Origin of the sequence: Streptomyces sp. NPDC060049, assembly GCF_042736715.1 — a bacterium.
Classification (GTDB): domain Bacteria; phylum Actinomycetota; class Actinomycetes; order Streptomycetales; family Streptomycetaceae; genus Streptomyces.
The window spans coordinates 375,897-401,928 of the sequence record NZ_JBHWVV010000005.1; the positions used below are offsets into that span (position 1 = coordinate 375,897).

The following is a 26,032-nucleotide window of genomic DNA, read 5'->3' on the forward strand; positions in this document are numbered from 1 at the left end:
CCCGGCTCTCGCCCATCTCCTCCAGTGCCGACGGGGCTACGCGAAGAGTCGGCGCCAGGTCTCTGGCCCCGGGTAGCCGTCCGCTGAGGATCCTGTCCAACCTTGGGCGCGCTGGAAGGCTTCGACGTTGCGCCGGTCGCTCTCGGTCCACCGTTCCCCGGGACCCTGGGTGTAGTGCTTTCCGAAGCCCTTCTTCACCAACTGCACACCGAGTGCATTGACGTGTGCATTGACGGCGCCCGGACGGAAATGCCCCCTGCCGGGGAAGGCGGTGCCGCTCTCGCCACCACCGGTGCCGATGTTATTGCCCTTGCCGTTGACGAGATAGTCCCAGGTCGCCTTGCCGGGAATGCCGTCAGCGTCACTGCCGGACCAGCCCTGAGCCCGTTGGAACGCCTGGGTGGCTTTGCGGTCCGCTTCCGACCAGCGAGGACCGGGACCCGAGGTGTAGAACGAGCCGCCGCCACGCTTGACCAGCATCCGGCCAAGTTCGGTTACATGCTTGTTGTTGGCTCCCGGACCGAAATGGCCGGCGCCGGGGAAGGCGGTGCCGCTCTCGCCACCTCCGTCCGAACTCAGGTTTTTGTACCGGTACGCCACGTAGCGCGAGGAGTTGTTCCAGTAGGCGTAAGGTGTCGTGCGCTTGAGGGTGTGCGGTCGCGTCTGGTCGTAGGCGACGTACTGGGTCTTTGCCGAGTTGGCCCAGCCGCCGAAGATGACCACATGCGAACCGGCCACCGGATTGGCAGAGTTGTGGAACAGCAGCATGTCACCGGGCTGGAGTTCCCCCTTGGAGATGCGCGTGCCGTATGAGGCCAGACTGCCGGTCCATTGATTGTCACGCAGGCCCCATGCGCTGGAGACGAACCCTGAACAGTCCATGCGGTAACCGTCTGACCAATAGCGGTTCATGTCGTACGGCACCTTGGCGTTCACCCAGGCCTGGGCCCGGGCGATGATCTGCTCCCGGGACAGCCGCATGTCCTGTGAGGCCCGACGGGACGGCGCCCCGAACAGCGGCCCTGGCGTGCCCTGCCCGTTTCCCGTTGCCGCAATGGTGTCGGCCGTGGAGGAGGGGGCAGACCGCTGTGGTGCGGCGTCGCCCGGTACCGACTGTGCCGCGAACGATGTACCGGCCCCACTCACGAGTGTGGCGCCGCCCACCAGAGTGGCCACGACGGCAGATCTGGCGGCGTTGAGGCCATGAAGACCCGATCGGCGGGCGGCGCGGGCTTCATGTACGCACCCAGCGCAATGACACTGTGCGGGGGCGTGGATCTCGTCGAAGACGGGTGCGGGGGACGTCACTTCGCAACACCCCTTCCGTGGCGGAGCCCGGCGCTCTTCGAGCCGGCCGTCCCGCTAGCACGGGGAACAGTGCGCATATAGCTTCTCCTGTCGTTTACAAGAATATTTTCGAATGGAGAGGGTCACAGCCCCCATTGACGACTCGATGTCCCAGAACAGGTGCGGGGTAGCGGACCCGACACTCGGCAGGCCTCGCCCGGCGCGTGCTCGGCCCAGGGCGACTCACACAAGGGGCAAGGGGCTGCGCCGTGTCGGAATCCCCGGCAGCCCAGGGGCCCTCATGGGGCAGCACCCGGAGACGGTTGCCCCGGGATCATCTGGTTCTCGATCTGCGGCTTTACCGCCCCCGCCCCATCGGACTGGGCCGAATTGCCTTTACACCGGCGATTAGGAAAGGTCTCCCACCGTCAGCGCAACAAGCACTACCCGCAACACGACTTCTACCTATCACTCCCCAAGGCCCGCCAACGGGCGGTGAGATGCACCCGCAGACGCCTTCACAGCATTAATGATCTCTCGAATCAAACATTACTGACGGGGCGTAAAGCGGCAAGGGACGAAAGTCCCCCCTGCGGTCGGACTTCCGGCTCCTTCGGCTTCGGGGGCCGGGCACGGGCCCACCCGAAGGGGCCGTCCTGAAGCGGGTACTGGCTCGCTGTCCCGAACTGGACAGGGCCGCCGGGCACGGCCACAAAAGCACTCGCCGTCGAGGACCAGGCCGGCGGGCAGCCGCTCGCCGGCCGTCGCAACGAGGCTTGCCGGGGAACCGGTCATGGCCCCGAGAAGTCGCGCCGGGAGAGAACCCGGCTCCGATGGCGGAGATCGTCGCCTGGAGCACGGCCTGGCCGCGCGGGGCCGGCAAGTGCCGGTGATCGACGTGGACGCGCGGGCGGGAGTCCGACTCCACCGGGGGCCACGCGTACGGTCGCCGCCTGACTGCGCAAGAGGCAACGCGCAGGCGGGGAAATCGGGTTGAGCGTCGGAGCGGGCCGTTGAAGCTCGCCGCAGGTGCGCCTTCCGCCACGGGGCGGCGGCCCGGCTCACCCTGAGGCGTCATTCGCTGCGCTGAAGGCGCGTGCGCCGCGAGGGCGCTCTCGGGATCAGGCGACGCCCGGCTCACGCTGACGCTGGGCGTCGCGGCGGCCGACGAGGAACCAGAGCAGGCTTCCGAGGAAGGGTGCCACGACAGCGAAAACAACCCAGCCCAGCTTCAGTCCTCCGGCGAGGCCGGACCTGGCGATGCTGACCACAGCCGCTACGAAGAACGCCACGTAGGCGATACCCGCGGCCACGACCACACCCACGGCTGCGACGCTGATCGCGCTCTCGCTCGTGGCGGCAAGTGTCATCTCGTGTGCAAGCTGCGGGTTCATCGCGTTTCCTCGTGGTGGGGATCTTCGGAGTTCGCCGGTCGGGCACCTCCACTGGGACCATTCTGCCCACCCCAGGATGCTCGCAATGTCATACTTTGCTCCCGATTCGATCATCCGGAGGTCGGACAGCCGTCCGAGCCTTACGGCGGACTGGTCGCCGTGCACACGCCCCCAGAAGATGAGCCCTCACTCGGGCGAGCCCGCCCCCAGACGGCCCACCCCCGCGAGGGAGGCGCACCGCGACGATTTCGCCCTGCTCATCCCCCTTGCAGCGGACCCCAGTTCGACCTGCGCAAGGGCCTCCCGACGTACCGACACGGGGCCGAACGCCCCGGAGTCCCGTACTGTTGGCAATGATTTTCATTTCTGACTACTTCGAACGGTTTCACCATGCGCACCCGACTTCTCGCGGCCACCGCCGTTTGCACCGCCATCGTCTGCACCGCATGCGCCGGCGGCAGCAGTACCGCAACCGGCGACGCGGCGGCTTCCCCCACCCCCGCTGCGCCAGCTGCCGCCGGCTGGCCCGCGGAGTCGAAGTCGGGCTGCGGTCAGTCACGCCCGCGCGCGACGATCGCGGACGCCGACTCCGGCAAGGCGGTCGTCGTCGACATCAACAGCGGCAAGCAGGTCGGCGCCCTCGACCTGGCGGGCAAGGCCAAGCTCGCCTCCGCGGGCGGCGATCCACTGCTGGTCGCCGCGCAGGGCGAGGCCGATACGGTCCAGCTGATCGACAACGGCGTGCGCTGGATATCGCACGGCGACCACGACGACACGGCCCACGAGGCCCCGCGCGTACTGGAAGGCAAGGGCGAGGGCAAGAAGCCGTCCCATGCGGTCGCCAAGGACGGCACACTGGCCGTCTTCTACGACGGCACGGGTGAGGTGGACCTGATCCCGGTCGGCAAGAAGGCCGTCGGCAAGCCGCTCACGGTGGAGCGCACCCTCGCATCGGGCGCACCCCACCACGGCGTGGCCGTCCCCATGGGCGAGGACACCCTGCTCACCCTTGCCGACGAGGACACCACCCAGAGCCTGCCGAGCGGTCTCCAGGTACTGGGCTCCGACGGCGCCAGGAAGCAGACGTTCACCGGGTGCCCGAAGCTGCACGGCGAGATCCCGCTCGGCAAGGACGCCGCGTTGTTCGGCTGCTCGGACGGTCTGGTCAAACTGTCGCGGGAGAACGGCGTCTGGAAGGACACCAAGCTGGCATACCCGGCGAAGGACGACGCGGCGCAGCGGGCCGGGAGCTTCATCGGTGCCGAGGACGGTTCGGCGGTCATCGGCGACTGGGGCAAGCGGGCACTGCTGGTGATCGATCCCGCCGTCGGCGGCACCACGGAGGTGAAGTTGCCGGCCAGCCTGTCGGCCATGGCGTGGGACCCGTTCTGGAACCGCGGCGTGATCGTCACCGACGACGGCCAGGTACACACCCTCGACCCGAGGAATCCCAAGGAGTTGCGCAGCCTGGGCGTCCTCGACAAGCAGCCCCGGTCCGAGGGCAAGAAGGCACCCAAGCCCGCGATCGCGATCGGCGAGAACCGCGCGTACGTCACCGACCCGGGGAGCAAGCAGCTGGTGGAGGTGGGCCTCGGAGAGAACGGCCCCCTCGCCAAGAAGCGCACCATGACCCTCGACTTCACCCCCGGCAGCATCGCGGTGGGCGGTCTGGACAGCGAACTCGACGAAGGCTGACGGGAACTGAGGAACACATCATGAACAGGATCAGGACCAGGTACGTGCTCGGAGCACTGGTGGCCGTGCTCGCCTCGGCGGCTTCGCTGACCGCCTGCGGCGCAGGCGGCAGCACCCAGTCCTCCACGCTGAATGTGGTGACCGGTTTCTATCCGTTGACGTTCATCACCGAGCGGGTCGGCGGGGACGCTGTTCGGGTCACCGACCTGACCTCACCGGGCGTCGAGGCCCACGACCTCGACCTGTCTCCGCAGCAGACGAGCATGCTCGGCTCGGCCGACTTGGTCGTCTACGCCGAGACGATGGCCCCCGTCGTGGACAAGGCGGTGGCGACCACCGAACCGAAGCGAACTCTGGAAGCCGGAGCCGTGGCAGGCCTGCGGCACACCGACAGCAAGGACTACGGCAAGGTCCCCGACCCGCACTTCTGGCTGGACCCGCTCCGGGTCGCCAAGGTCGCCGAGGCCATCGGCGAGGAACTGGCCAAGGCCCAGCCCGAGCACGCCGAAGCGCACCGCGAACGTGCCCGGCGCCTCTGCGAACAACTCACCGCACTGGACGGAGAGTTCCGGGCCGGGCTGGCTTCCTGCGCGCGCAAGGACGTCGTCACCTCGCACGCGGCCTTCGGCTACCTCGCCTCGAGGTACGAGCTCAACCAGATCGCGATCAGCGGTGTCAGCCCGCAGGCCGAGGCATCCCCCGCCCGCATCCGGCAGATCCAGCAGGCCATCAAGGACAAGGAGATCACCACGGTCTTCTTCGAAACCCTCGCCACCCCGAAGATGGCCGAGACCCTGGCGACGGACCTCGGCCTCAAGGCGGCGGTCCTCGACCCGGTGGAAGGTCTCGCGCCGGGCAGCGGCAAGGACTACCTCAGTCTCATGCGCGACAACCTCGCCGCCCTGCGCACCGCCCTCGACTGCCGCTGACCGAGCACTGGAATGCAGCAGAACGAACCCCCGACCTGTCCGGCAGGGGGTTCGCGGGGGCGGCTCCCACCTCGTGAATCAGCCGCGGCGCGTCTTGCGCCAGCCGAACGGGCCGGGCAGGTCCATCGAGGTGGTGCGGCGTCCGGTACTGCTGTGGGTGCGGCGGGGGCCGTGCTTGCCGCCAGTGGTGATCGACCACGACTTGCGGTTGATGTTGAGCCGGACGCCGGGCAGGATCCGGAAGCTCTTGCGGAATGTCAGCGGCATGGCGTCTCGCTTCCTCGGTGCGCGTAGGGACGGGCGGCCCGACTGTTCCTGTACTCAGGCCAGTTGACATTCGTGTGCCCGGCGCCGCTTGTTCCATGCGCCCGCGGAGCGCCTGATGGCCGCCCTGCGCCGCCCGCCGCCCCCTCGGTGACGCCTCCCGGAACGGCCTCAGCAGGCTGCCTTGACCGCCAGATGCGACCGGCCCCCTCGACCTGATGGTCGAGGGGGCCGGTGCGTTGGTAGCGGGGACAGGATTTGAACCTGCGACCTCTGGGTTATGAGCCCAGCGAGCTACCGAGCTGCTCCACCCCGCGTCGGTAAGCTCAGAGTACGGCATCCCTTCGGTGCCGCCCGACCATTGTCCGCAGATCCATGTCCTGGAACTCGAAGCCGAGCGCCCGCATCGGGCCGACCAGTAGTTCGGCGGCGGACTGGGGGGCGACGGGCCGATCACCTTCGGAGTCTGCTCGAGGTGGCCGAACGGGCCGTTGCCGGCGAGCTTGGAGAACCGCCGCACGGGGTGCAGGCCGACTAAGACGCCCTTGGCACGGTCCTTGGTGTCGGACCCGAGACCCGTGCGCTTCTTGGTCTGATCGAAGCGGGGCACGCCGCCTCCAAGAACTGGTCGCACTCGTCGAGGAGAACCAGCAGACGCCGGCGTGAGTCCCCGTCGAGCCAGGCCCGGTATCCGGCGCGCACGCGTTCGGAGACGTCCTGCCGCGACTGTGTGCCGCGCCGGTCGAGAACGCTCGCGCGCTCGGCGTCACGACCGTGGAACATCGCGGGCACCCATGGCGCGGGCCCGGCCCGTGAGAGGGCGGGGACCCGCGAGGGAGGGGGTCAGCCGAGGATGGGGACGAGGCCGATGGCGAAGACGGCGTAGAACAGTCCGGCGATCGCGAGGCGGGCAGGGGTGAGCTTGTGGGCGCGCATGGTGAGCAGGAGGTAGACGATCGCGGCCATGGTGATGAGTCCCGACCAGAGCAGGGCGCCGTCGAAGTGCCAGCTTGTGAAGAACAGGCCGATCCCGCTGGGGACGGTGGCCTGGATCATCATGGCGCCGGAGATGTTGGCGAGTGCCAGCTTGACCTTGCCCTGTCGGACCCAGATCACGGCGTTCATGATCTCGGGGAGCTCGGTGGCGATCGGGGACAGCAGCAAGGCCGTGACCGTCGCGGACAGCCCCAGCATGGGGCCGATGACGTCGAGCTGCTTCACGAAGAAGTGCGCGGCGAAGAAGATCACCACGAGCGCGGCCAGGGTCTGGACGACCACGGCCCACGTGGCGGGAGAGGCGGCCTTGGGCTGGAGCTTGAGCGGTTCCAGCTCCTCGTCCTCGTCGTCCGGGTCCTCGGCACGGCTGCTGCGGATCTCGCGGACGAAGTAGACCGCGTACGCGGCGAAGAACAGGACGCCCAGGGCGGGCTTGAAGGCGAAGGCGACCAGACCGAGCGCGACCTTCACGATGAAGATCGGCAGGAACCACTTCTGGTCCCGGGCCAGGCGCTTCATGTCCTTGGCGTCGCCGAGGGCCTCATCGCCCCGGGGCCGGCCCGCGCTCGAGCCGATGGCGCCGCCGGCACCGGCGAGGACGGCCGCGCGGTCCTTGCGGCGCTTGAGGATGAGCATCGCTCCGGTGACACCGTAGGCGATGGTGGCCAGGGCGAGCGGGCCGCCCATGGCGGCGCCGACTCCGATGTTCTTGGCCTCTTCGGTGGCGCCGGTGGTCACGGCGACGAGGGTGACCACGGACTCCGGCAGGGCGGTGCCGAAGGCGGCCAGGATCGTGCCGACTGCCATCTTTCCCACATTGAGGCGTTCGCCCAGCCACTCCACCGCGTTGACGAACCACTCACAGGAGAGATAGATCGCCACCGCACACGCGATGAGCAATACGAAATGGATCAAGGGACTCGTCCAGCCTTCCCGCGTCTGCGGGGCTCGAGGACGACCGGCGTAAGAGGCGGCAGACGGCTTCGACCCCGCCGACACGCTGACATACGTCGTCGACAAATGGGCCGAAGGTCTCGCCCACCCGCCTCATGGAGAACGCGGGCCCGGCCACCGGGAACCCGGGGGTTCCAGTGTGTCGACGACCGGTATCGCAGGGCTACTCCCCTTCGCAGCCACCCACCCTACCCGCCCCGGGGCCTTCCGGACGACGGGCCGCCGCTCCGTCCCGCTCGATCCCGCCGCCGGACGGTTCGAGGAGGGGGGCGAGGCCGTCGAGGATGCGCTGGAGGCCGAATTCGAAGAGGTCGTCGAGGTCGAGGTCGTAGCCGGCAGTGGCGAGGCGGGAGAGTGCGGGGAACCGCCCGGTGCCCAGAGCCGCCAGGAGCCTGGACTCCTGGGCGGCCATCCACTCCTCACTGTCGAGGCCGCTGTGCGCCTCGGCCTCCCGCTCCGCCTCCAGGTGGACGGCGATGCCACGGGCGTGGTTGAGCAGTGTGAGGTGCGCGGTGAAGGCCGCCCGCAGGTCGAGCCCGTGCGCGTGCAGGGTGGAGAGCATCCACTCGCTGTGCGGCAGCGCCGAGATGATCACCTGAGGACGGGTCACCGACAGGGCCGGTGCGAGCCACGGATGGCGGCGGAACACGTCCCAGAGCTGTCGGGCCGCCAGCTCGGTCGCCTCCCGCCAGCCCTCAGGACGGTGGGCGGGCAGCGGGTGCTCCGCCATGACGCTGTCCATCATCCGCGTCAGCAGGTCGTCCTTGTCGGCCACGTGCCGGTACAGGGACATGGTCGCCACCCCGAGCTCGGCGGCCACCCGGCGCATCGAGACCGCGGCCAGCCCCTCCGTGTCGGCGACCGTGACGGCCGCAAAGACGATCCGTCCGAGCGTGAGGGCCGCCTGGACCGAGGGCGCGTCCGACGGCCCGCCCGTGCGTGCGGCGGTAGCGGGTCGCACGGCCCGCACCGGGCGGCTCGGGGCCGCCACGACCGTGCCGACGCCCGGGACGGCGCGGACCAAGCCCTCGCGGCGCAGTTCGGAGAGCGCCTTGGTCGCGGTCGCCATGGCGACGCCCCACTGCCGGGTGATCTCGCGGGTCGAGGGCACGCGATCGCCCGGCGCCAGTTCGGCCGTCTCGATCCGCTGCCGCAGTTCGGCGACGATCCGGCTGTAGCGCGGTTCCGCCCGTCCGGCCACCCGACACCCCTTCCGCACTAGTGCACCTGGATGGGTGCCATCCTAGCCGCCGACGCCGCGTGGTACCCGGGGCAGCAAGGAGCCCCTTCGCACCACCGCACTAGTACGGCATCCTCCAATACCCCTTTCGCGACTACTATTCCGCGCTTGCGCACATCTTCGCGTACGGCGTACGTTCTCAGTATGCCGAACGACGGAATACTCATCTGCGGTGCCGGCATCGCCGGTCCCGCGCTGGCGTACTGGCTACGCGAGGGAGGCTTCACGGTCACGATCGTGGAGCGCACCCCGACACCCCGGCCGGGCGGGCAGACCGTGGACCTGCGCGGCGCCGGTCGCACCGTGATGGAACGGATGGGCCTGTTGGACCGGGCCAGGGCGCAGGCCGTCGACCAGCGCGGCCTCGCCCTCGTCGACACCGCCGGCCGGGCCACTGCCCGACTGCCCGCCGACGGCTTCGGCGGCGAGGGGTTCGTCTCCGAGATCGAGATCCTCCGCGGCGACCTCGCCCGTCTGCTGTACGAGGCCACCCTGCCGGACGCGGAGTACCTCTTCGACGACACCGTCACCCAGATCGAGCAGGACGCGGACGGGGTCACCGTCGCCTTCGAGAAGGCCGCTCCGCGCCGTTTCGCGCTCGTCGTCGGCGCGGACGGGCCGCACTCCGTGGTGCGCGCGCTGGCCTTCGGCCCGGAGCGGGACTTCGTCCGCCCGATCGACCTCTACACGGCCTGGTTCACCGCCCTCGACGACCTGGACCTCGACGGCTGGTTCCTGATGCACAACGCGCCCGGAGGACTGGTCGTCTCGGCCCGGCCCGGACGCCTCCCGGGCGAGATCAAGGCGGGCTTCAGCTTCCGTTCGCCGCCGCTCGCCTACGACCGCCACGACGTCACCGCCCAACAGGACCTCGTAGCGCGGCGCTTCGCCCACGTCGGCTGGGAGAGCCCACGCCTGTTGCGGGCGATGCGCACTTCCCCGGACTTCTTCTTCGACTCCATGGGCCAGGTCCGCCTCGACAGGTTCTCGCGCGGCCGCGTGGTGCTGCTCGGCGACGCCGGATACTGCGCGACCCCGCTGACCGGCCTCGGGACCAGCCTCGCCCTGGTCGGCGCCTACGTCCTGGCCGGTGAACTCGCCGCCGCCGAGGGCGCCCACGGTGCCGCCCTCCGCCGCTACGACACGGTGATGCGCCCGTACGTGAGTCAGGCGCAGCAGCTGCCGCCCGGTGGAGCCGCCGGGTACGCGCCGTCGGGCCGGCTCGGTATCCGGCTGCGCGACCTCTCGATGCGGTCGATGACCCGCTGGCCGATGCGGAACCTGCTCGCCGCGCAGTTCGCCAAAGCCGGGGACATCGCACTGCCGGAGTACGGTCGCGCCACGGACGCGGTCCACCCGTCGCCCTCGGAGCGCGTGCCGCGGCGGAAGGGACGCCTGCCGAGGTAGCGCAGCCACCAGACGCTTCCGCGAACGGATCGACCTGCCGGAACTGTTGGGGCTGGTCTCCTCCCGGACCCGGTACCGGTCGGCGCCGCCTATCCGTATCGGCGCAGTTCGTGGAAGAAGCCGTCGATGACGTTCAGTTGCCCGGTGCGGGCGGCCTCGTCGTAGACGTGTTTGCCGACGGCGAGGTCGAGCACGCCCAGGCCGAAGGGTGAGAACACCACCGGCCGGTCTTGCGGCAGTGCCACGCGGCCGGTCGTGACGTCGTGCAGCGTGCCGGTGAGGAAATCGCGGCTCCCGGTGAGCTGTTCGGCCAGGTGGGGCGAGGTGTCGGCTTTGAGGCAGTGCTCGACGTCGTCGACGATGTTGGTCGAGGCGAGCAGGACTTCGGGGGCGAGGTCGCGCAGTGACACGTGCAGGACCAGGGGGTTGTGGTCGAACCATGCCGGGTCGGTGATGTGCGGCCTGTCGGCGATGGTGGCGAAGACGAGCAGGTCGCTGGAGCGGATCAGCTCCTCGGGGCTGTCGTGCACGGTGATCGGGGTGGTCGCATCGGCGTCTTCGAGGTAGCTGTGGAAGCCGGCTGCGCTGTCCGCCGAGATGTCGTGCACGCCGATCTCGTCGAAGGACCAGCCGGTCGCGGTCAGGAAGGTGTGGATGTAGCGGGCGATGAGGCCCGTTCCGAAGAATCCGACGCGGGCCGGGCGTGTTTGGCGGTGTTGGCTGAGCCTGTGGGCCGCCGACGCGGCCATCGCGGCCGTCCGGGTGGCGCTGATGATGGAGCTCTCCAGGCAGGCGAACGGGTAGCCGGTGTCGTGGTCGTTGAGGATCAGCACCGCCGAGGCCCTGGGAATGCCGGCCTGAACGTTGTCGGGGAAGCTGGAGATCCACTTGAGGCCGTCCACTCGCGTCCGGCCGCCGATCGATGCGGGCAGCGCGATGATGCGGGCGGTCGGGCGGTCGGGGAACCGCAGGAAGTACGACGGCGGGTTCACCGACTCCCCGGCGGCGTGGAGCTGGTAGGTGGCCTCGATCAGCTCCATGATCTGGTGCTCCTGGCCCTGGAGGGTGTGCTGGACCTGGGTTCCGGGGATCACGGCGAACGGGGGCACCGTGATCGGCTGTTGTGCCGCGCTCGGATCGGACAGGGGGGACTGCGCAGGAGTAGGACGGGACGTGCTCATCGGGTGCTCCAGTCGGGGGACGCGGTCGGGGTGGGCGGGATGGAGGCCGGGGGCTGTGGGGCGGCCATGGCGACGAGGACCTCGCGCGGCGGCTCGAACGGTTCCCTGCTGTGCGCGGTGCGGATGTTGTCGATGAGCATCAGGTCGCCGGACTGCCACGGCTCGCGGACGGTGTGCTCGTCGTAGACCGTGTTGATCAGCTGGACTACGTCCTCGCCGATCGGGTCGCCGTCTCCGAAGCGGGTGTTGAAGGGCAGGGCATCGGGCCCGTAGACGTCGACGAGGTACTCCCGCACCTCGGGCGCCAGCGTCCACTCGTTGAGGAAGGCGATCTGGTTGAACCAGCAGCGTCGGCCGGTGGCCGGATGGCGCACCACGGCGGGGCGGCGCTGGCTGGTGCGCAAGCCGCCGTCGTGTTGCCAGGCGTACTCGATGGCGTTGGCTCGGCAGTAGCTCTCGACGGCTGCCCGGTCGTCGGTGCCGAACACCTCGGTCCAGGAGGCGCCGATGTCGTCGTTGTAGGTGCGGGTGAGCAGCCAGCCCTCCTGTTCGAACCGCTGGACGAGTTCCGGCGGCAGCGCGTCCAGGACGGCGGCGGAATCCGCGAGGGCCGTCGCTCCGCCCGTGGTGGGCGCCGTCAGGCAGGCCAGCAGCAGCAGGCCGGGAGGGCGGTGCGTGTAGCTGAGCTCGTGGTGCATGCACATGGGCTGGTTGGCCGGCCACGCCGCGGAGGAGTACACGCCGGGGGCGTGGGACTGACGGGGGGCGAACGCTTCGGTGTCGGTCATCAGGACGGGGGTCAACCGGTCGAAGACGGCGCCCACCTGGCCGGTGTCGCACAAGCCGAGCCCGCGTACGAGGAGGGCGCCGTGTTCGGTGACGAGGTCGCGCAGGGTGTGGCGGTGTTCGGCTGCCCAGGCCGGCACATCGGCCGGTGCGGGGGTCGGAACGTGCAGTACCGGGGGTGTGCCGGGGTGCAGGTCCGCCCGGAGCACGGGCGCGGAAGAAGCCGTAGGGCTGGTGCTGATCGGGGCGGGGCCGGTGAACGACATGGTCTGTGTCCTTTCGGTGCTGTGGAGGAGGAGGCCGGTGATCAGTGGGAGGCCGGGTGTGCGGTGGGGCGCGGCTGGGACGCGGTGTCCAGGAACCGGGCCAGATCGGTGAGGACGGGGTGGCGGGTGACGTCTGCCGGGGACACGGCGCGGTCCAGGGTGATGGCGAGCTTCACGGCCGACAGGGAGGTGCCGCCCAGGTCGAAGAAGTTGTCACGCCGGTCGATCCGGCCGTGCGCGATGCCGAGCACGCTCCCCCACGCGGCCGCCAGCCGCTGTTCGGAGGGCGTGAGCGGCACCTGGACGTCGTCGCCGGTGACCTGCAGGTTCGCGGCCAGGGCCGTCAAGGCCTTCCGGTCGATTTTGCTGTTGGCGGTCAGCGGGAGGCTTTCCTGCCAGTGGATGGCCGAGGGGACCATGTACCCGGGCAGTGAGCTGCCCAGCCGGTCCAGCAGGACGCTGGTTTCGAGCGGGCGCGGCGCGGTGTAGAACGCCACCAGATGGGTGCTGTGGTCGGGCCGTTCAGCGACCACCACGGCACTGTCACGGACCCCGGGTGCCCGGAGGAGGGTGTTCTCGATCTCGCCGGTCTCGATACGGAAACCGCGGATCTTGACCTGGTTGTCGCGGCGGCCGAGGAATTCCAGCTTGCCGTCGGCCCGCCAGCGGCCGACGTCGCCGCTGCGGTACAGGCGCGCGCCCTCACGGTGCGGATCGGCAAGGTAGGTCGGCCGGGTGCGTTCGGGGTCATTGACGTAGCCGCGGCCGACGCAGACCCCGGAGAAGGCGATCACGCCGGGCGCGCCGAGCGGCACCGGGTTGAGGTGCTCGTCGACGACGTAGAGGTGCACGTTGTTGACGGGGGGGCCCAGCGGGACCCGGTCGGTGTCCGGTACGCGGTCCATGACCTCGTGGTTGGTGTCGTCGCTGGTCTCGGTCAGACCGTAGGCGTTGACGAGCTTGATGTGCGGCTGCGCGGTGAACCAGCGCTGGGCGAGTTCCCTCTTCAGCGCCTCACCCGTGACCGACACGTACCGCAGGTCCGGCAGCGTCCGGGGGTGCTGCTCGAGATGGGACACGACGACGTCGAGGTAGGAAGGGACGACCTGCAGCACGGTGACCTGGCCGCGGGCAACGGTGTCCACGAACCGTGAGGCGTCCAGGATCGCTTCCTGTTCGATCAGCAGGGTCCGCCCGCCGACGAGCAGTGGGGCCAGCAGTTGCCACAGCGAGATGTCGAAACACTGGGGGGCGGTCTGGGCGACCACCTGCCCTTCACCGATCTCGAGGTCGTCGATTTTGGCGTAGAGGTGGTTGAGCATGCCCTGCTGTTCGCACATCGCGCCCTTGGGCTCACCCGTCGAGCCGGAGGTGAAGTAGATGTAGGCCAGTTGGTCGGGTGCGACGTCGATACCGAGGTCGGTCCCGGCATGCTCCTGGCCGTAGGCGGCGTCGGCGAACAGCGTCCGGACCGAGGGCTGGGAGGCGAGGGCCGACTGGAGGGTGGTGGTGGCAGTTTCTGTCATCACGAGCCCGCATCCGGCGCGGGTCAGCATGGCGCTGATGCGTTCGGCCGGCAGGTGCGGCTCGATGGGCAGGTACGCGCCGCCGGCCTTGAAGACGGCCAGGACGGCGGCCAGCCAGTCCAGGTTCCTCTCCATGGCCACCGCGACCACCCCTTCACCGTCCAGTCCTTGCGCCCGCAGGGCGCGGGCCAGCCGGTTGGCGCGGGCGTTGAGCTCCTGGTAGGTCCACTGCCGGTCGCCGTGCTGGGCGGCGACGGCCTCCGGGTGCTGCCGTACACGCTGCTCGAACAGCTCGTGCACTCGGCGCTCGGGAAGGTCACGGCGCGGCCCAGCAAGGCCGTGGAGCTGGAAATCGAGCTCTTCGGCCGACACCAAGCTCTGACCTGCGTGATCGGCATCCGGGTCAGCGGTGATCAGGGCGAGCGCCGTCAGGTGGTATCCGGCGATCCGGGCTGCGCAGTCCGCGTCGAGGACGTCGGTGCGGTAGCGCAGCCGCAGTGTCAGCCGTCCGTCGTCGTGGTGGGCGATGCCCGTCCACAGCGCCGTGTCCGCGACCGGGGTGCCGCCGTCCTCGGCCCGCTCAACGTCGCCGCCGGGGAGGTCGCCGCCGATGCCGGTGGGATCGAGCACGGTCTCGAAGGGGGCTTCGGTCAGGCCGAGTTCGCTCCTGAGCCCATCGACGGGGAAGTCCTGGTGCGCCAGCAGGTGCGCGAGGGCGTCGCCGGTGTGCAGCAGCAGGCTCCGCCATGAGCCGGGGCCGGTCGTCAGCCTGCACGGCAGCGGCCGGCCTCCGGCAGCGGCGACGTAGCCGGTGGTGACTTCCTCCTCGCCGCTCAGCGCGGCCAGCACCTTCGCGTGGGCGGTCAGCAGCACACAGTTCATCGGCACCGTCAGGTCGTCCGCCAGTCGGCGCAAGGCGGTCGCCTGGCCGGCCGGGAGCGTCGTCTCGTACTCGGCCACGCCCGCGACCGGGACCCGGCTCCAGCGTGGGAGGGGAGTGAAGCCGCTGCCGGCGGCCAGGACGCCATGCCAGAACTCTCTACTGGTGGATGCGTTGAGTGCCATGAGGATTCTCTCCTGTCGGGTACTGATGTGGTGGGACGTCAGACGACGCCGAGCGGGTCGCGGTGCAGGGACGTGGGGCCGGACAGGTGTGCCGGCGGCGTGGCGGGGGGCGGGGTGTCGTCGGACAGGTGCCGGGCCGGGTTGCCTGCCCACCGGGCCCCTTGCGGGACCTGCTCGCCCTTCATGAGGAAGGAGTCGCAGGCGAGCTGGACGCGGTCTGCCAGCGTCACGCCGTAGTGGACGAACGCGCCGACACCGAGGGTGGAGCCGTCACCGATCGTGGTGCGGTCGGACTTGAAGGCGCCGTCCTCCTGCGAGTGGCACTGCACCACCGTGCCCGCGTTCAGCGTGCAGTCGTCCCCGATGGTGACGAGGGTCCGCTCCGGGAAGAAGCTGCCGTCGTCGAAGACCCGCTTGCCGATCCGCGCGCCCAGCAACCGCCAGACGACGTTCTTGAACGGGGTTCCGTCGAAGACCTGCGCGTAGTCGACCGACGCCATCTTCCAGAACCGCTCGTGCCGCCAGAACGACGGCTCGTAGATCGAGCAGTACAGCGGTTCCTGGGCCTTGAATCCGGTGGTGGCCCGTTCGATCAGCGCGAAGTAGACGACGGTGAACAGCAGGGTGAGGACGCTGGCCAGCGCGAACGCCGACGCACCCAGCGCGGGGTAGAGGGTTGTGGCGCCCATGGCGATCAGGGTCACGGCGAAGACGTGGATCCACCGCGCCGTCAGGTACAGCCCCGCCGTGACGGCATTGTGCCGGTTCTTGGCGGCCAGGCGCCGGCGCAGCTCGCTGCCGCTCTCCAGGTCCTGGAACCGGGTGTCCCGCATCACCGTGCGGGGAATGGCGAAGGAAGGCGAGCCCAGCAGGCCCACGTTTTCCCGTACCTCTCCGTCGACGGGGACCATCACCTTCGTCGCCAGCAGACAGTTGTCACCGGTCCTGGCCTGCGAGGGATACGCGATGCGGTTGCCGAGGAAACTGTCGGCTCCGATCGAGACCCGGGACAGTTTGAAGGACGTGCTGGAGAATTCGGCATTGATGACCGACAGGCCGTCGGCGACCATCGTCCTGCTGCCCACCGAGCTCAAGAACGGGCTGTCGTGCTTCACTTCGGTGCCGAAGTTCGAACCGGTCTGGGTGACGCGGGACAGGTCGTAGCCGAGATAGCGCAGGTAGTGGACGATCGCGGAGCTGTCCCCGAACAGCGCCGTGAAGAACTTCCTGTTGGTCAGAAGCGCGATGGCCCGCTGCACGCCGTAGTGGAAGCCGTAGAGCGGATAGACCGTGTCCGGCTTGACCGCCCGATTGAGCAGGCGCGGCACCACGCCCTGGACGAGCAGCCCGGCGAGGGCGGCGCCGAAGAACAGCACGACGGAGGCCGCCAGCGCACCCAGGTAGAACGTGCCGCTCGTGAACGCGGACGTCCCGGCCTGAGGCGGTGTGGTCAGCTGCGACAGCGGGGCCAGCAGCACGGTGACGGCGCCGGTGGCCAGCGGCAGGTACACCAGCAGCAGGGAGAGCAGCTGCCCGACCGTGTAGCGGACCTTCCTGGCGGTGGAGCAGTCGAGGGCACCGACCGTGCGGAAGTCCGTGCCGGTGGGCTCGGCCGGTGAGCCGTGCCAGCGCTCACCGGCGGGGACCGTCTGACCGGTGTGGAGGCTGGAGGCGTGCCCGAGCTGGGCCTGGCGGCCCATCGAGGTGTTGATGTCGAGGACGGTCTGTTCGCTGACGAGGACGTTGCTGCCGAGGGTGACGGGGCCGGTCTGGATCAGACCGGCGTGTGCCCGGTAGCAGGAGAAGAGCACGTCCTTGCGGATCACCGTTCCGTCATCGATCGTGAGCAGATCGGCGCAGACGGGGATGTGCGTGGAAAAGATCGCGACGTTGCGCCCGATCCTCGCGCCCAGCGCCCTGAGGTATGCCACGTACAGCGGCGACCCGGTGAACAGACGGACGGGACTCGCGCGGATCAAGGTCTTGACCAGCCAGAAGCGGACGTAGCCGAGGCTCCAGACGGGGAACTCGCGGGGTGTGAAACGACCGATGAGGGTCCACTTCGCCGCGATGGGCACCAGGCACAGGCCGGTGAAGCCCGCACCGCCCACCAGTACGGAGCGCAGGTAGACGTCGAGCACACCGGTGCCGGCGGCGACCCACTCGAAGCCATGGACCGTGGCCAGGGCGCCGAGGTAGGAGTAGCCGAGGAACACCAGGAGCTGCAGCATTCCGCACAGCAGGTACTGCCCCGTGCCCGCCCGCGCCGCCGTACCGCGCGCCGAAACGGACGCCGGCGTTGATGCCGGGACGGCCGGATGGACAGAGGGCTGGGCAGAGGGCTGGGAGGGTACGGTCGCAGCCGCTGCCGGTCCCGTGGCCGCGGGACCGGCGGGAACGGGCGCGGAGGTCCCGGGCGCGACACGGGTGGGATCGGAGGCCCCGGGGGCCGCGTCGACGAGCGCGGAGGCCAGGCTGTTGACCGTGGGGTGCCGGTAGACGTCCTTCATCGATACGGGCAGCAGGTCCGCCCGCTTCCTTACGCGGGCACAGAACCCCGCCATCACCAGCGAATCAGCGCCCAGATCATCGAAGAAGTTGCCGTCGCCCGGCACGTGCTCCACACCCACGACGTCGGCCAGCACCTCCGCGAGGAGACGCGCGGTCTCGGCGGCCGGGCTGCCGGATGTGCCTTGGTGCTCGTCGTCGGGCCTGCTGCCGGAAAGCGTTGAGGTGCCGGTCGGGTCGGCCGTCCGGGCATCCGTGGATTTCTCTAGCATGTGTGCTCCTCGACGACGTTCCGAGCGCCGCAAGCCGCGGCGGTCGGGAAGATGCCTTTTCGGCACCGATCGTGTTTGTGGCGCGCAGCAACGGGTGACGTCGCATGGCCACGGATGTCACTTCCGCTCCCGCGAACCACAAACGTTTCCGTTGGGTCGTCGCGGGTCGCGGATTGCGGGTGAGGACGTTCCGTTTGAGAAAGGCCTCAAGCCCGCAAGAGGCGGATTCGTGATGCCGCCCCTCCAGTAGGCCCCGCCGGCACATATGCGTCACGCCGCTGCATGTCGTGACTTGACACCACGCATTCGACGCGATTGAGGACCGCACCGGACCGTCTCGGACCACCACGACCGGCCGGCACCTATCCGTGATCGCGGCCGGCGTCAAGCCCCGACATCCGGTGGCATGACAGAGCCGGGCTCAGCCCGCGTACTGGAGGTGTCCCGAAGACACGGCAGCAGGCCAGGTCTTCCCCGAGCCGCCCCCACGCAGGCCAGCGGCACCAAACGCCGCGGTGAGCGCACGCCCAAGGAGGCGACCATGCCGGTCATATCCACACCCCAGGAATTCAACCAAGACGACCTCTACGTCGACCTCGAGGCGATCACCGGGAACCGGTTGTTCCTCAAATGCGAAGGATTCAACTTCGCGGGGTCCGTCAAGCTCAAAGCCGCGACCGCGATGGTCGAGGCCGCCGAACGCGACGGCCTGCTCACCCCGGGCTCGATCCTGGTCGAATCCTCCTCCGGCAACCTCGGCGTGGCGCTGGGCATGATCGCGGCCAGCAAGGGCTACCAGTTCGTGTGCGTGACCGACTCCCGCTGCAACCTGGTGACCCGGATGCTCTTGGAAGCCCTCGGCAGCGAGATCCACGTCGTCACCGAGCCCTCCCCCACCGGCGGCCTGCTCGGCGCCCGCATCGACCACGTCCGCGCCCTGTGCGCCTCCGACGACCGCTACGTATGGCTCAACCAGTACACCAATCCCAACAACCACACCGCTCACTACCGCACGACCGCACCGGCCATCGCCCGCGCCTTCCCCGACCTCGATGTCCTCTTCATCGGGGCCGGCACCGCCGGGACGCTCATGGGGTGCGCCCGCTACTTCCGCACCTGGCACCGCCCGGTGCGCATCGTCGCGATCGATACGGAAGGCTCCGCCACCTTCGGTCACACGCCCAGCCGCCGCATGATCCCCGGCCTCGGCGCCGGCATCCGCCCCCCGCTCCTCGACACCTCCTACGTCGACGACGTGGTACACGTCAACGAGGCCGAGACGATCCGCACGTGCCACCACCTGGCCCGCCACGGCTTCCTCTTCGGCGGCTCCACCGGGACCGTCGTCAACGGCGCCACCCAATGGCTGGCCCAGCAGGAACAGCAGGTGACCGCGGTCGCCATCTCCCCCGACCTCGGCGAGCGCTACCTCGAAACCATCTACCAGACCGACTGGGTGCAAGATCTTTACGGCGAGGACACGCTCCAGCTCCAAACCGTCACCGCCACGACAGGCTGACCCGCCGAGCGACGCGCCGCGGCCACCTGTCCCGTGTCCCGCCCGAATCCCGTGCGAGCGGGTGTCACCGACAGCGAGCAACTGATAGCGATCTGTCGCCCGATCCGCGCCGGCCGAGACCCTGCCGTCGCGCTCAGCCCGGCGTGCCCCGCCTGACCGTCGCGCGGTGCGGGCAGCTCAGTCCTGAACGGCGACCGCGGCGGCATAACCGGCGTCCACAGCCACATCCCCGATGGTCCAGCCCGGCACCTTCGCCACCGCTTCCGGTGCCGTACCCAGGTAGTCCAGCGACATGGAGCGCCCCAGTCCCACCCCCAGCCCCTTCAGGTAGGCCTCCTTGCGGGCCCAGACGCGGGCGAAGACCGCCGGCTGGTCCACCGTGCGGAGCCCCCTCAGCTCGGACGCCTCCCGCGGATGAAGACTCCCCCCGACCTCCTGAGCCACCGCAAGGACCGGCACGGCTTCGACGTCCACGCCCACCGGCGTACTCGCGAACGCGAGCAGGCACAGCCCGCCGCTGTGAGAGAGCGAGAAGTGCACCGGGTTGCCGTCCACCACCGGGCGCCCGTGGGGCTGCCCGCACAACGGGCACGGCAGCCGCTGGAGCAGGACCTCCGCGGGCGGGACACCCAGGTACGCGCCCAGCAGCAGCCGCAGTCCCACATGGCCCGCCAGATACGTGTCCCTGTCCCCGGCCGCCCGGAAGGCCGCCGCGCGCTCCTTCTCGACCCCGTCCAGCACCGCATCGGCCAGCCGGGCCACGACCGTCTTGAACGCGCGGGCCCGCACCAACCACAGCGCCGGCGCCTCCGCCGTCACCGGTGGCTGCTCCCATCCCCCGTCGGTCAACTCAACCGGCCACCGCACCGCACGCGCCATCATCCGTAGAGCATACGAATGCCGTTCAAACTATTGCGGCACCCCGCCATCCGTCCGCACGGGGACACGCCGCGGAGCCGCCGCCCGCCCGGGACACCGTGTCTGAAACCGTGCCGGGCGGGTAGCCGGTCGGGGGAGGCGTCATAGATGAAACACAGTGACTGGATGCTCACCACTGGTGAGCGCGGGAACACGGCCACCCGGGTGGACAGCCGCCACCCGGACGGAGCCGCCTGGACCCGCGGCAACGAGGCCCGCCCGCTCGTGCACGGCGCCACGTACTTCGCGGAGCTCCTGCGGAACATCCGGGCACAGCGCCGGGGAGACCTCCTCTTCTTCACGGACTGGCGCGGCGACCCCGACGAACGGCTCGACGGCGAGGGCACGGAGATCGGCGCCGTGCTGGCGGAGGCGGCCGAGCGCGGCGTGATCGTCAAGGGCCTCCTCTGGCGTTCCCACCTGGACGGACTGCGGTTCAGCGAGAGCGAGAACCGGCACCTCGGTGAGGAGATCGCGGCGGCGGGTGGCGAATGCCTGCTCGACATGAGGGTCCGCCCCGGAGGAAGCCACCACCAGAAGCTGGTCGTCCTGCGCCATCCCGGACGCCCCGCTCTGGACGTGGCCTACGTCGGCGGGATCGACCTGTGCCACAGCCGCAACGACGACGCCTCGCACCACGGGGATCCGCAGGCAATGCCCCTGGCGGCCGCCTACGGTCCCCGGCCACCTTGGCACGACGTCCAACTGGCCGTCCGGGGGCCGGCCGTCGGTGACGTCGAGGCGGTCTTCCGCGAACGCTGGGAGGACCCGGCCGCGCTGAGCCGCAGCCCCCTCGTCAAGCTGCGGGAACTCATCAACAGGGAGGACACCTACGCGGATCCCATCCCGCCGCAGCTCCCCGATCCCCCGCCCTGCGGCAACCACACCGTGCAGGTACTGCGCACCTACCCGAACCGGCTGCTGCGCGGCTACCCCTTCGCACCGGACGGGGAGCGCAGCGTAGCGCGCAGCTACCTCAAGGCGCTGAAGCGGGCCAGGCGGCTCATCTACCTGGAGGACCAGTACCTCTGGTCCCCCGAGGTGGTGGAGTGCTTCGCCCGGGCGCTGTGCGAGAACCCCGAACTCCGCCTGATCGCCGTGATACCCACCGAGCCCGACCAGGACGGCCGGCTGTCCCGGCCCATGAACCTGGTCGGACGGGTCAAGGCACTGGACAGACTGCGCGAGGCGGGCGGCGGACGGGTGGCGGTCTACGGGCTGGAGAACCGCGCCGGCACTCCCGTGTACGTGCACGCCAAGGTGTGCGCCGTCGACGACGTGTGGGCCACGGTCGGATCCGACAACATCAACCTCCGGTCTTGGACGCACGACTCGGAACTCAACTGCGCCGTCCTGGACGACGACCTGGACGGCCGCGCGCCCGCCGATCCCGCCGGGCTGGGTGACGGCGCCCGCCGCTTCGCCAGGGAGCTGCGGCTGGGACTCTCCCGCGAGCACCTCGATCTGCCCGCGGACGCCCTCGGCGACCCGGACCCGCTGTGCGATCCGGTACGGGCCTTCGACGCGTTCGCGTCCAGCGCTGCCGCGCTGGACGCCTGGCACGCGGACGGCTGCCGCGGCCCGAAACCGCCCGGCCGACTGCGTGCCTACCGTCCGCCCGACCTCTCGCGCGCCGAGCGCCGCTTCGCCATGCCGCTGTACCGGCTCCTCGTCGACCCGGACGGCCGTACGTTCGGCCTTCGGCGGCGCAACGTCTTCTGACCGCGGCCGGACACCGAGCCTGAGGTGGCCGCGGTCGCCCTTGCAGCCTTCGTCTCGGCGCCGGCCGGCACCATGCCCTCGGCCTAGCGTGGTGGGGCCGGCGAGCGGTCCAGTCGCTTCATCGCTTCGCCGAAGGTCCTGTCAACGCGGTTGCGGCCGGCGCGGAGCAGGAGGCGCAAGGGCGGGGAGCCGTCGGCGGCCATGGTCCAGCTGACCCTCGTGAGCTTCTGGGACAGCGGGGTCAGTTTCCACTGCTCCATCATCGCGGTGAGGCCGGGCGCGTTCGTCTCCTCGACGCGGTAGGCGAAGCGCTCGTCCGGATCCCAGGCGATGACGGCCTCGTGGAAGCGGAGGCCGCCGGCGACGCGCAGGTGCCGCACCGTGCCGACGCCGTACGGGGGCGCTGCCTGGTACTGGCATGCGCGCACGAAGCCGAGCCAGCGCGGCCAGTCCTGCGGTCGGGCCGCGAGCTGCTCGAAGAGGAGGCCCGCCGGCGTGTGGAGGGCTCGGGTGCAGGTCTGCCGGACGGGTGCGTGATCGAGGAACTCCAGGCCTTCGGGGCGCAGCCGGTGAATCATGGTGCCATCCTCGGGCCTGCCCGGGACGTGCGCAGCGCGGCGCTGTGGAAGGGCGTACGCGGTTGGGCCTTCGGGGCGCGTCCGGTGCCCTGTCGGGCTAGCCGCGGGGGCCGGAGCGTGCGGGCGGACTTACGGTGCTGGAGCCCGCGTGCGCGTGAATCCGAGGAGACAGGAATGGCTGGGGCCTTCAAGGGAGTGATTCAGCAGGACATCCGGGAGTCCGTGCCGGACTGGGAGCCCTATGCGGAGCCGCAGGCTCCTGAGGGTGCGCCGAATGTGCTGTACCTGGTGTGGGACGACGTCGGCTTCGGAACGTTCGACGTCTTCGGCGGGCTGGTGGAGGCCCCTGCGATGCGCCGGATCGCCGACATGGGCGTGCGGTTCACCAACTTCCACACCACCGCGCTGTGCTCCCCGACCCGGGCGTGCCTGCTGACGGGGCGGAACGCGACCAGCAACGGGGTGGCCTGCATCATGGAGGCCACCAGCGGGTTCCCCGCGTCCAACGGGCGGATGCCGTTCGAGAACGCCACCCTGGCGGAGGTGCTGGTCGAGCGGGGATGGAACACCTACGCCCTGGGCAAGTGGCATCTGTGCCCGGGAGAGGAGGCCAATATGGCGTCCTCCAAGCGGCACTGGCCGCTGGGCCGCGGGTTCGAGCGCTTCTACGGATTCCTCGGGGGCGAGACCGACCAGTACACCCCGGACCTGGCCTACGACAACCACCGGATCGAGCCCCCGTACCTTCCGGAGCAGGGCTACCACCTGGCGAAGGATCTGGCGGACAAGGCGATCCAGTTCATCAGGGACGCCAAGGTCATCGCCCCGGACAAGCCCTGGTTCAACTACTTCTGCCCGGGCGCGGGGCACGCGCCCCATCACGTGCCGAGCGAGTGGGCGGACCGGTACGCGGGGAAGTTCGGCGACGGGTACGAGGTCTACCGTCAGCTGACGCTGCGGCGGCAGATCGAGCTGGGCATCATGCCGGAGGGCACCGAACTCACGCCGATCAACCCGCATGGCGAGCCGGACGCACCCAGCCCGAGCGGAAAGCCGTGGCCCGAGGGAGAGTTCGTCCGTCCCTGGGAGTCGCTGAGCGCCGAGGAGAAGCGCCTGTTCACCCGGATGGCGGAGGTGTTCGCCGGTTTCGTGTCGCACACGGACGAGCAGATCGGCCGGGTACTGGACTACCTGGATAAGTCCGGGCAGCTGGAGAACACGATCATCGTCGCGGTCTCGGACAACGGCGCCAGCGGGGAGGGCGGCCCGGACGGGTCGTTGAACGAGAACAACTTCTTCAACGGCGTACCCGACGACATGGCCGAGAACCTCCGCCACATCGACGAGCTGGGCAGCCCGACCACCTACAACCACTACCCGACCGGGTGGGCGTGGGCGTTCAACACCCCCTTCAAGTACTGGAAGCGGTGGGCGTCCTACGAGGGCGGCGTCGCCGACCCGATGATCATCTCCTGGCCCGCGGGCATCAAGGCACGGGGCGGAGTACGGCATCAGTACCTGCACGCCATCGACATCGTGCCCACCCTGTACGACCTGATCGGCATCGAGCCCCCCACCGAGGTGAAGGGCATCGAGCAGAGCCCCCTCGAAGGCGCCAGCTTCCGGAACCTCCTGGAGGACGAGCAGGCCCCCGAACCGCGTCGGACACAGTTCTACGTCATGCTCGGCACCCGTGGGATCTGGCACGACGGCTGGCACGCCACGGCTCTGCACCCGCCGGCCCCCTCGTCGTGGGGCCGCTACGACGAAGACGTCTGGGAGCTGTACCACCTGCGCGAGGACCGCTCCGAGAGCCGGGACCTGGCCGCCGAGCATCCGGAGAAGCTCGAGGAGCTCAAACGCCTGTGGGCGCAGGAAGCCGCCAAGTACAACGGTCTGCCACTGGACGACCGCGGCGTCGTGGAGCTCCTCGGCACCCCGCGACCCCAACTCTCCAAGCCGCGCGAGCGCTACGTCTACTACCCCGATTGCGCCGACGTGCCGGAGTCGGTGGCGGTCAACATCCGCAGGCGCTCTTACTCCGTCGTCGCCGAGGTGCACCTGGATACCGCCGAGGCGCAGGGCGTGCTCTTCGCCCACGGCGGCCGGTTCGGCGGCCACAGTCTGTTCCTCGAGGACGGGCGCCTTCACTACGTGTACAACTGGCTGGGCAGTGTGGAGCAGGAGATCGTCTCCTCGGAGCCGGTCCGCGCCGGCACCCACCTGCTTTCCGCGACGTTCACCGCGGGCCGGCCGGACAGCCAGGGCAGCATGCACGGGACGCTCACCGTGCACATCGACGAACGGCTCGTCGGGCAGGGCGACATCAAGACCCAGCCGGGTCCCTTCTCGATGGTCGGGGAGGGGCTGACGGTCGGGCGGGACAGCGGCCAGCCGGTGTCCACCCGCTACGACGCACCGTTCCCGTTCATCGGCGGGACGATCGAGCAGGTGGCGGTGGACGTCAGCGGCGCGCCGTACGCGGATCTGGAGAAGGAGTTCGCCGCCATGTTCATGCGCGACTAGGCCGTCTCGGCGGGACGTTGTGCGGGTGGTCGTCGGCAGCGCAGCGGAAGCCCTGGTGGCCCGTGCTGCTGTCGGGCGTGCTGGAGCTGCGGGCGGCCACCCGGTAGCGGCGGCAGTAGGAGGCGTGGCACAGGTAGGAGCCGCCGCGGATCACCCGGGTGGTGCCCGAGGCCGGGCCGGGCGGGTTCTGGCGCCCACCGCGCACGTAGGTGGTGGGCGAGTACCAGTCGGCACACCACTCCCAGACGTTGCCGCACACGTTGTACAGGCCGTGCCCGTTGGGCCGGTACGCGGTCACCGGCGCGGTGCCGTACCAGCCGTCCGGGCGGGTGTGGTGGTCGGGGAAACGGCCCTGCCATACGTTCATCAGGCGCTCTCCGCCCGGCTCGGGGTCGTTCCCCCAGGGGAACGCGGCCTGCTCCAGTCCTCCGCGGGCGGCGTACTCCCACTCCGCCTCCGTCGGCAGCCGCTTGCCCGCCCACGCCGCGTATGCGCCGGCGTCGTCCCACGACACGTGCACCGCCGGATGGTCGGCGCGGTCCGCCACACGGGAGTCGGGGCCCTCCGGCCGGTGCCAGGATGCCCCGTGGACCTGACGCCACCAAGGAGCCCGGGCGACGGCCCGGGTGTCGGGGAAGCCGGGCGGCAGCAGCCCGGCGAAGACGAACGACCAGCCGTAGCGCTCCGCGTCGGTCACGTACCCCGTCGCGGCGACGAAGTCGGCGAAGTCGGCGTTGGAGACCGCGCACCGGTCGATCCAGAACGGCGCGAGCTCCACCTCGTGGACCGGGCCCTCACCGTCACCGGGCACCACCCACCGGTCCGCGGCCCCCATCAGGAACGTCGCCGCGTCCAGACGCACCATCCCCCGCTCCCCGCCCGGGACGCCCGCCTCGGCACATGCCTGACCGACGCGGGTCGGCGGTGCGGCCCCCGGCGCCCCCGGCTCCGACCGGGACGGGCTGCAGCACGCTGCGTTCTTGTGACTGGCGGACATGC

18 protein-coding genes and 1 tRNA gene are annotated in these 26,032 nt (G+C 69.9%); 6 read left to right on the forward strand and 13 right to left on the reverse strand.

The genetic code is table 11. The features are described 5' to 3' along the window. Nucleotides 1-36: 36 nt before the first annotated feature. Nucleotides 37-1,308: a peptidoglycan-binding protein gene (locus ACFWBY_RS11905; RefSeq protein WP_385335100.1), complete on the reverse strand. Its 1,272-nt coding sequence runs from the start codon at nt 1,306-1,308 to the stop codon at nt 37-39. 1,100 nt (nt 1,309-2,408) lie between these two features. Next, nucleotides 2,409-2,681, reverse strand: a complete 273-nt coding sequence (locus tag ACFWBY_RS11910; RefSeq protein ID WP_385335102.1) for a PLD nuclease N-terminal domain-containing protein — start codon at nt 2,679-2,681, stop codon at nt 2,409-2,411. Nucleotides 2,682-3,071: 390 nt separating this feature from the next. Between ACFWBY_RS11910 and ACFWBY_RS11915 the strand changes: the two genes are divergently transcribed. Both ACFWBY_RS11915 and ACFWBY_RS11920 read left to right on the forward strand, forming a co-directional pair. After that, nucleotides 3,072-4,376 carry a hypothetical protein gene (locus ACFWBY_RS11915; protein WP_385335104.1) on the forward strand — a complete coding sequence of 435 codons (1,305 nt, stop codon included), beginning with the start codon at nt 3,072-3,074 and terminating at the stop codon, nt 4,374-4,376. A 20-nt stretch (nt 4,377-4,396) separates the two neighbouring features. After that, complete coding sequence (locus ACFWBY_RS11920) at nt 4,397-5,305, forward strand: metal ABC transporter substrate-binding protein (RefSeq protein ID WP_385335106.1); 909 nt, start codon at nt 4,397-4,399, stop codon at nt 5,303-5,305. A gap of 78 nt (nt 5,306-5,383) precedes the next feature. Here the strand turns inward: ACFWBY_RS11920 and ACFWBY_RS11925 are convergent, their stop codons facing one another. The 4 genes from ACFWBY_RS11925 to ACFWBY_RS11940 form a co-directional block, all read right to left on the reverse strand. Further along, the gene (locus ACFWBY_RS11925; RefSeq protein WP_385335108.1) at nt 5,384-5,572 is read right to left on the reverse strand and encodes a DUF4236 domain-containing protein; all 189 of its coding nucleotides are present in this window, start codon (nt 5,570-5,572) and stop codon (nt 5,384-5,386) included. A 237-nt stretch (nt 5,573-5,809) separates the two neighbouring features. After that, a tRNA-Met gene (locus tag ACFWBY_RS11930) sits at nt 5,810-5,886 on the reverse strand. A 526-nt stretch (nt 5,887-6,412) separates the two neighbouring features. Then, nucleotides 6,413-7,480, reverse strand: coding sequence for a sodium:calcium antiporter (locus ACFWBY_RS11935; RefSeq protein ID WP_385335110.1), 1,068 nt, complete (start codon nt 7,478-7,480; stop codon nt 6,413-6,415). 202 nt (nt 7,481-7,682) lie between these two features. Then, nucleotides 7,683-8,720, reverse strand: coding sequence for a TetR/AcrR family transcriptional regulator C-terminal domain-containing protein (locus tag ACFWBY_RS11940; RefSeq protein ID WP_385335112.1), 1,038 nt, complete (start codon nt 8,718-8,720; stop codon nt 7,683-7,685). Between the two features lie 183 nt (nt 8,721-8,903). Here ACFWBY_RS11940 and ACFWBY_RS11945 point away from each other — a divergent pair, with 183 nt between their 5' ends. Further along, complete coding sequence (locus ACFWBY_RS11945) at nt 8,904-10,166, forward strand: FAD-dependent monooxygenase (RefSeq protein WP_385335114.1); 1,263 nt, start codon at nt 8,904-8,906, stop codon at nt 10,164-10,166. Nucleotides 10,167-10,255: 89 nt separating this feature from the next. Here the strand turns inward: ACFWBY_RS11945 and sbnB are convergent, their stop codons facing one another. The 4 genes from sbnB to ACFWBY_RS11965 are packed head-to-tail and all read right to left on the reverse strand — an operon-like array spanning nt 10,256 to nt 17,770. Next, on the reverse strand, nt 10,256-11,347 hold the full coding sequence (sbnB, locus tag ACFWBY_RS11950; protein WP_385335116.1) for a 2,3-diaminopropionate biosynthesis protein SbnB: 1,092 nt from the start codon (nt 11,345-11,347) through the stop codon (nt 10,256-10,258). Continuing rightward, on the reverse strand, nt 11,344-12,399 hold the full coding sequence (locus ACFWBY_RS11955) for a TauD/TfdA family dioxygenase (RefSeq protein ID WP_385335118.1): 1,056 nt from the start codon (nt 12,397-12,399) through the stop codon (nt 11,344-11,346). Before ACFWBY_RS11955 ends, sbnB begins: the two co-directional genes overlap by 4 nt. Nucleotides 12,400-12,440: 41 nt before the next feature. After that, nucleotides 12,441-14,990, reverse strand: a complete 2,550-nt coding sequence (locus ACFWBY_RS11960) for an amino acid adenylation domain-containing protein (protein ID WP_385335120.1) — start codon at nt 14,988-14,990, stop codon at nt 12,441-12,443. 38 nt (nt 14,991-15,028) lie between these two features. Beyond that, complete coding sequence (locus tag ACFWBY_RS11965; RefSeq protein ID WP_385335122.1) at nt 15,029-17,770, reverse strand: Pls/PosA family non-ribosomal peptide synthetase; 2,742 nt, start codon at nt 17,768-17,770, stop codon at nt 15,029-15,031. A 541-nt stretch (nt 17,771-18,311) separates the two neighbouring features. Between ACFWBY_RS11965 and sbnA the strand changes: the two genes are divergently transcribed. Then, complete coding sequence (gene sbnA / locus ACFWBY_RS11970; protein WP_385335124.1) at nt 18,312-19,289, forward strand: 2,3-diaminopropionate biosynthesis protein SbnA; 978 nt, start codon at nt 18,312-18,314, stop codon at nt 19,287-19,289. Nucleotides 19,290-19,466: 177 nt separating this feature from the next. On the opposite strand, the gene ACFWBY_RS11975 is transcribed toward sbnA, so the two are convergent. Continuing rightward, on the reverse strand, nt 19,467-20,108 hold the full coding sequence (locus ACFWBY_RS11975) for a 4'-phosphopantetheinyl transferase family protein (RefSeq protein WP_385409653.1): 642 nt from the start codon (nt 20,106-20,108) through the stop codon (nt 19,467-19,469). Between the two features lie 207 nt (nt 20,109-20,315). Between ACFWBY_RS11975 and ACFWBY_RS11980 the strand changes: the two genes are divergently transcribed. Beyond that, a complete protein-coding gene (locus tag ACFWBY_RS11980; RefSeq protein ID WP_385335128.1) occupies nt 20,316-21,929 on the forward strand; it encodes a phospholipase D family protein in 1,614 nt (537 codons plus the stop codon). 83 nt (nt 21,930-22,012) lie between these two features. Here the strand turns inward: ACFWBY_RS11980 and ACFWBY_RS11985 are convergent, their stop codons facing one another. After that, on the reverse strand, nt 22,013-22,507 hold the full coding sequence (locus ACFWBY_RS11985; protein ID WP_385335130.1) for an SRPBCC family protein: 495 nt from the start codon (nt 22,505-22,507) through the stop codon (nt 22,013-22,015). A gap of 174 nt (nt 22,508-22,681) precedes the next feature. Here ACFWBY_RS11985 and ACFWBY_RS11990 point away from each other — a divergent pair, with 174 nt between their 5' ends. After that, the gene (locus tag ACFWBY_RS11990; protein WP_385335132.1) at nt 22,682-25,033 is read left to right on the forward strand and encodes a sulfatase-like hydrolase/transferase; all 2,352 of its coding nucleotides are present in this window, start codon (nt 22,682-22,684) and stop codon (nt 25,031-25,033) included. On the opposite strand, the gene ACFWBY_RS11995 is transcribed toward ACFWBY_RS11990, so the two are convergent. Further along, nucleotides 25,020-25,898, reverse strand: coding sequence for a formylglycine-generating enzyme family protein (locus ACFWBY_RS11995; protein WP_385335134.1), 879 nt, complete (start codon nt 25,896-25,898; stop codon nt 25,020-25,022). The genes ACFWBY_RS11990 and ACFWBY_RS11995 overlap by 14 nt on opposite strands. Nucleotides 25,899-26,032 lie beyond the last annotated feature (134 nt).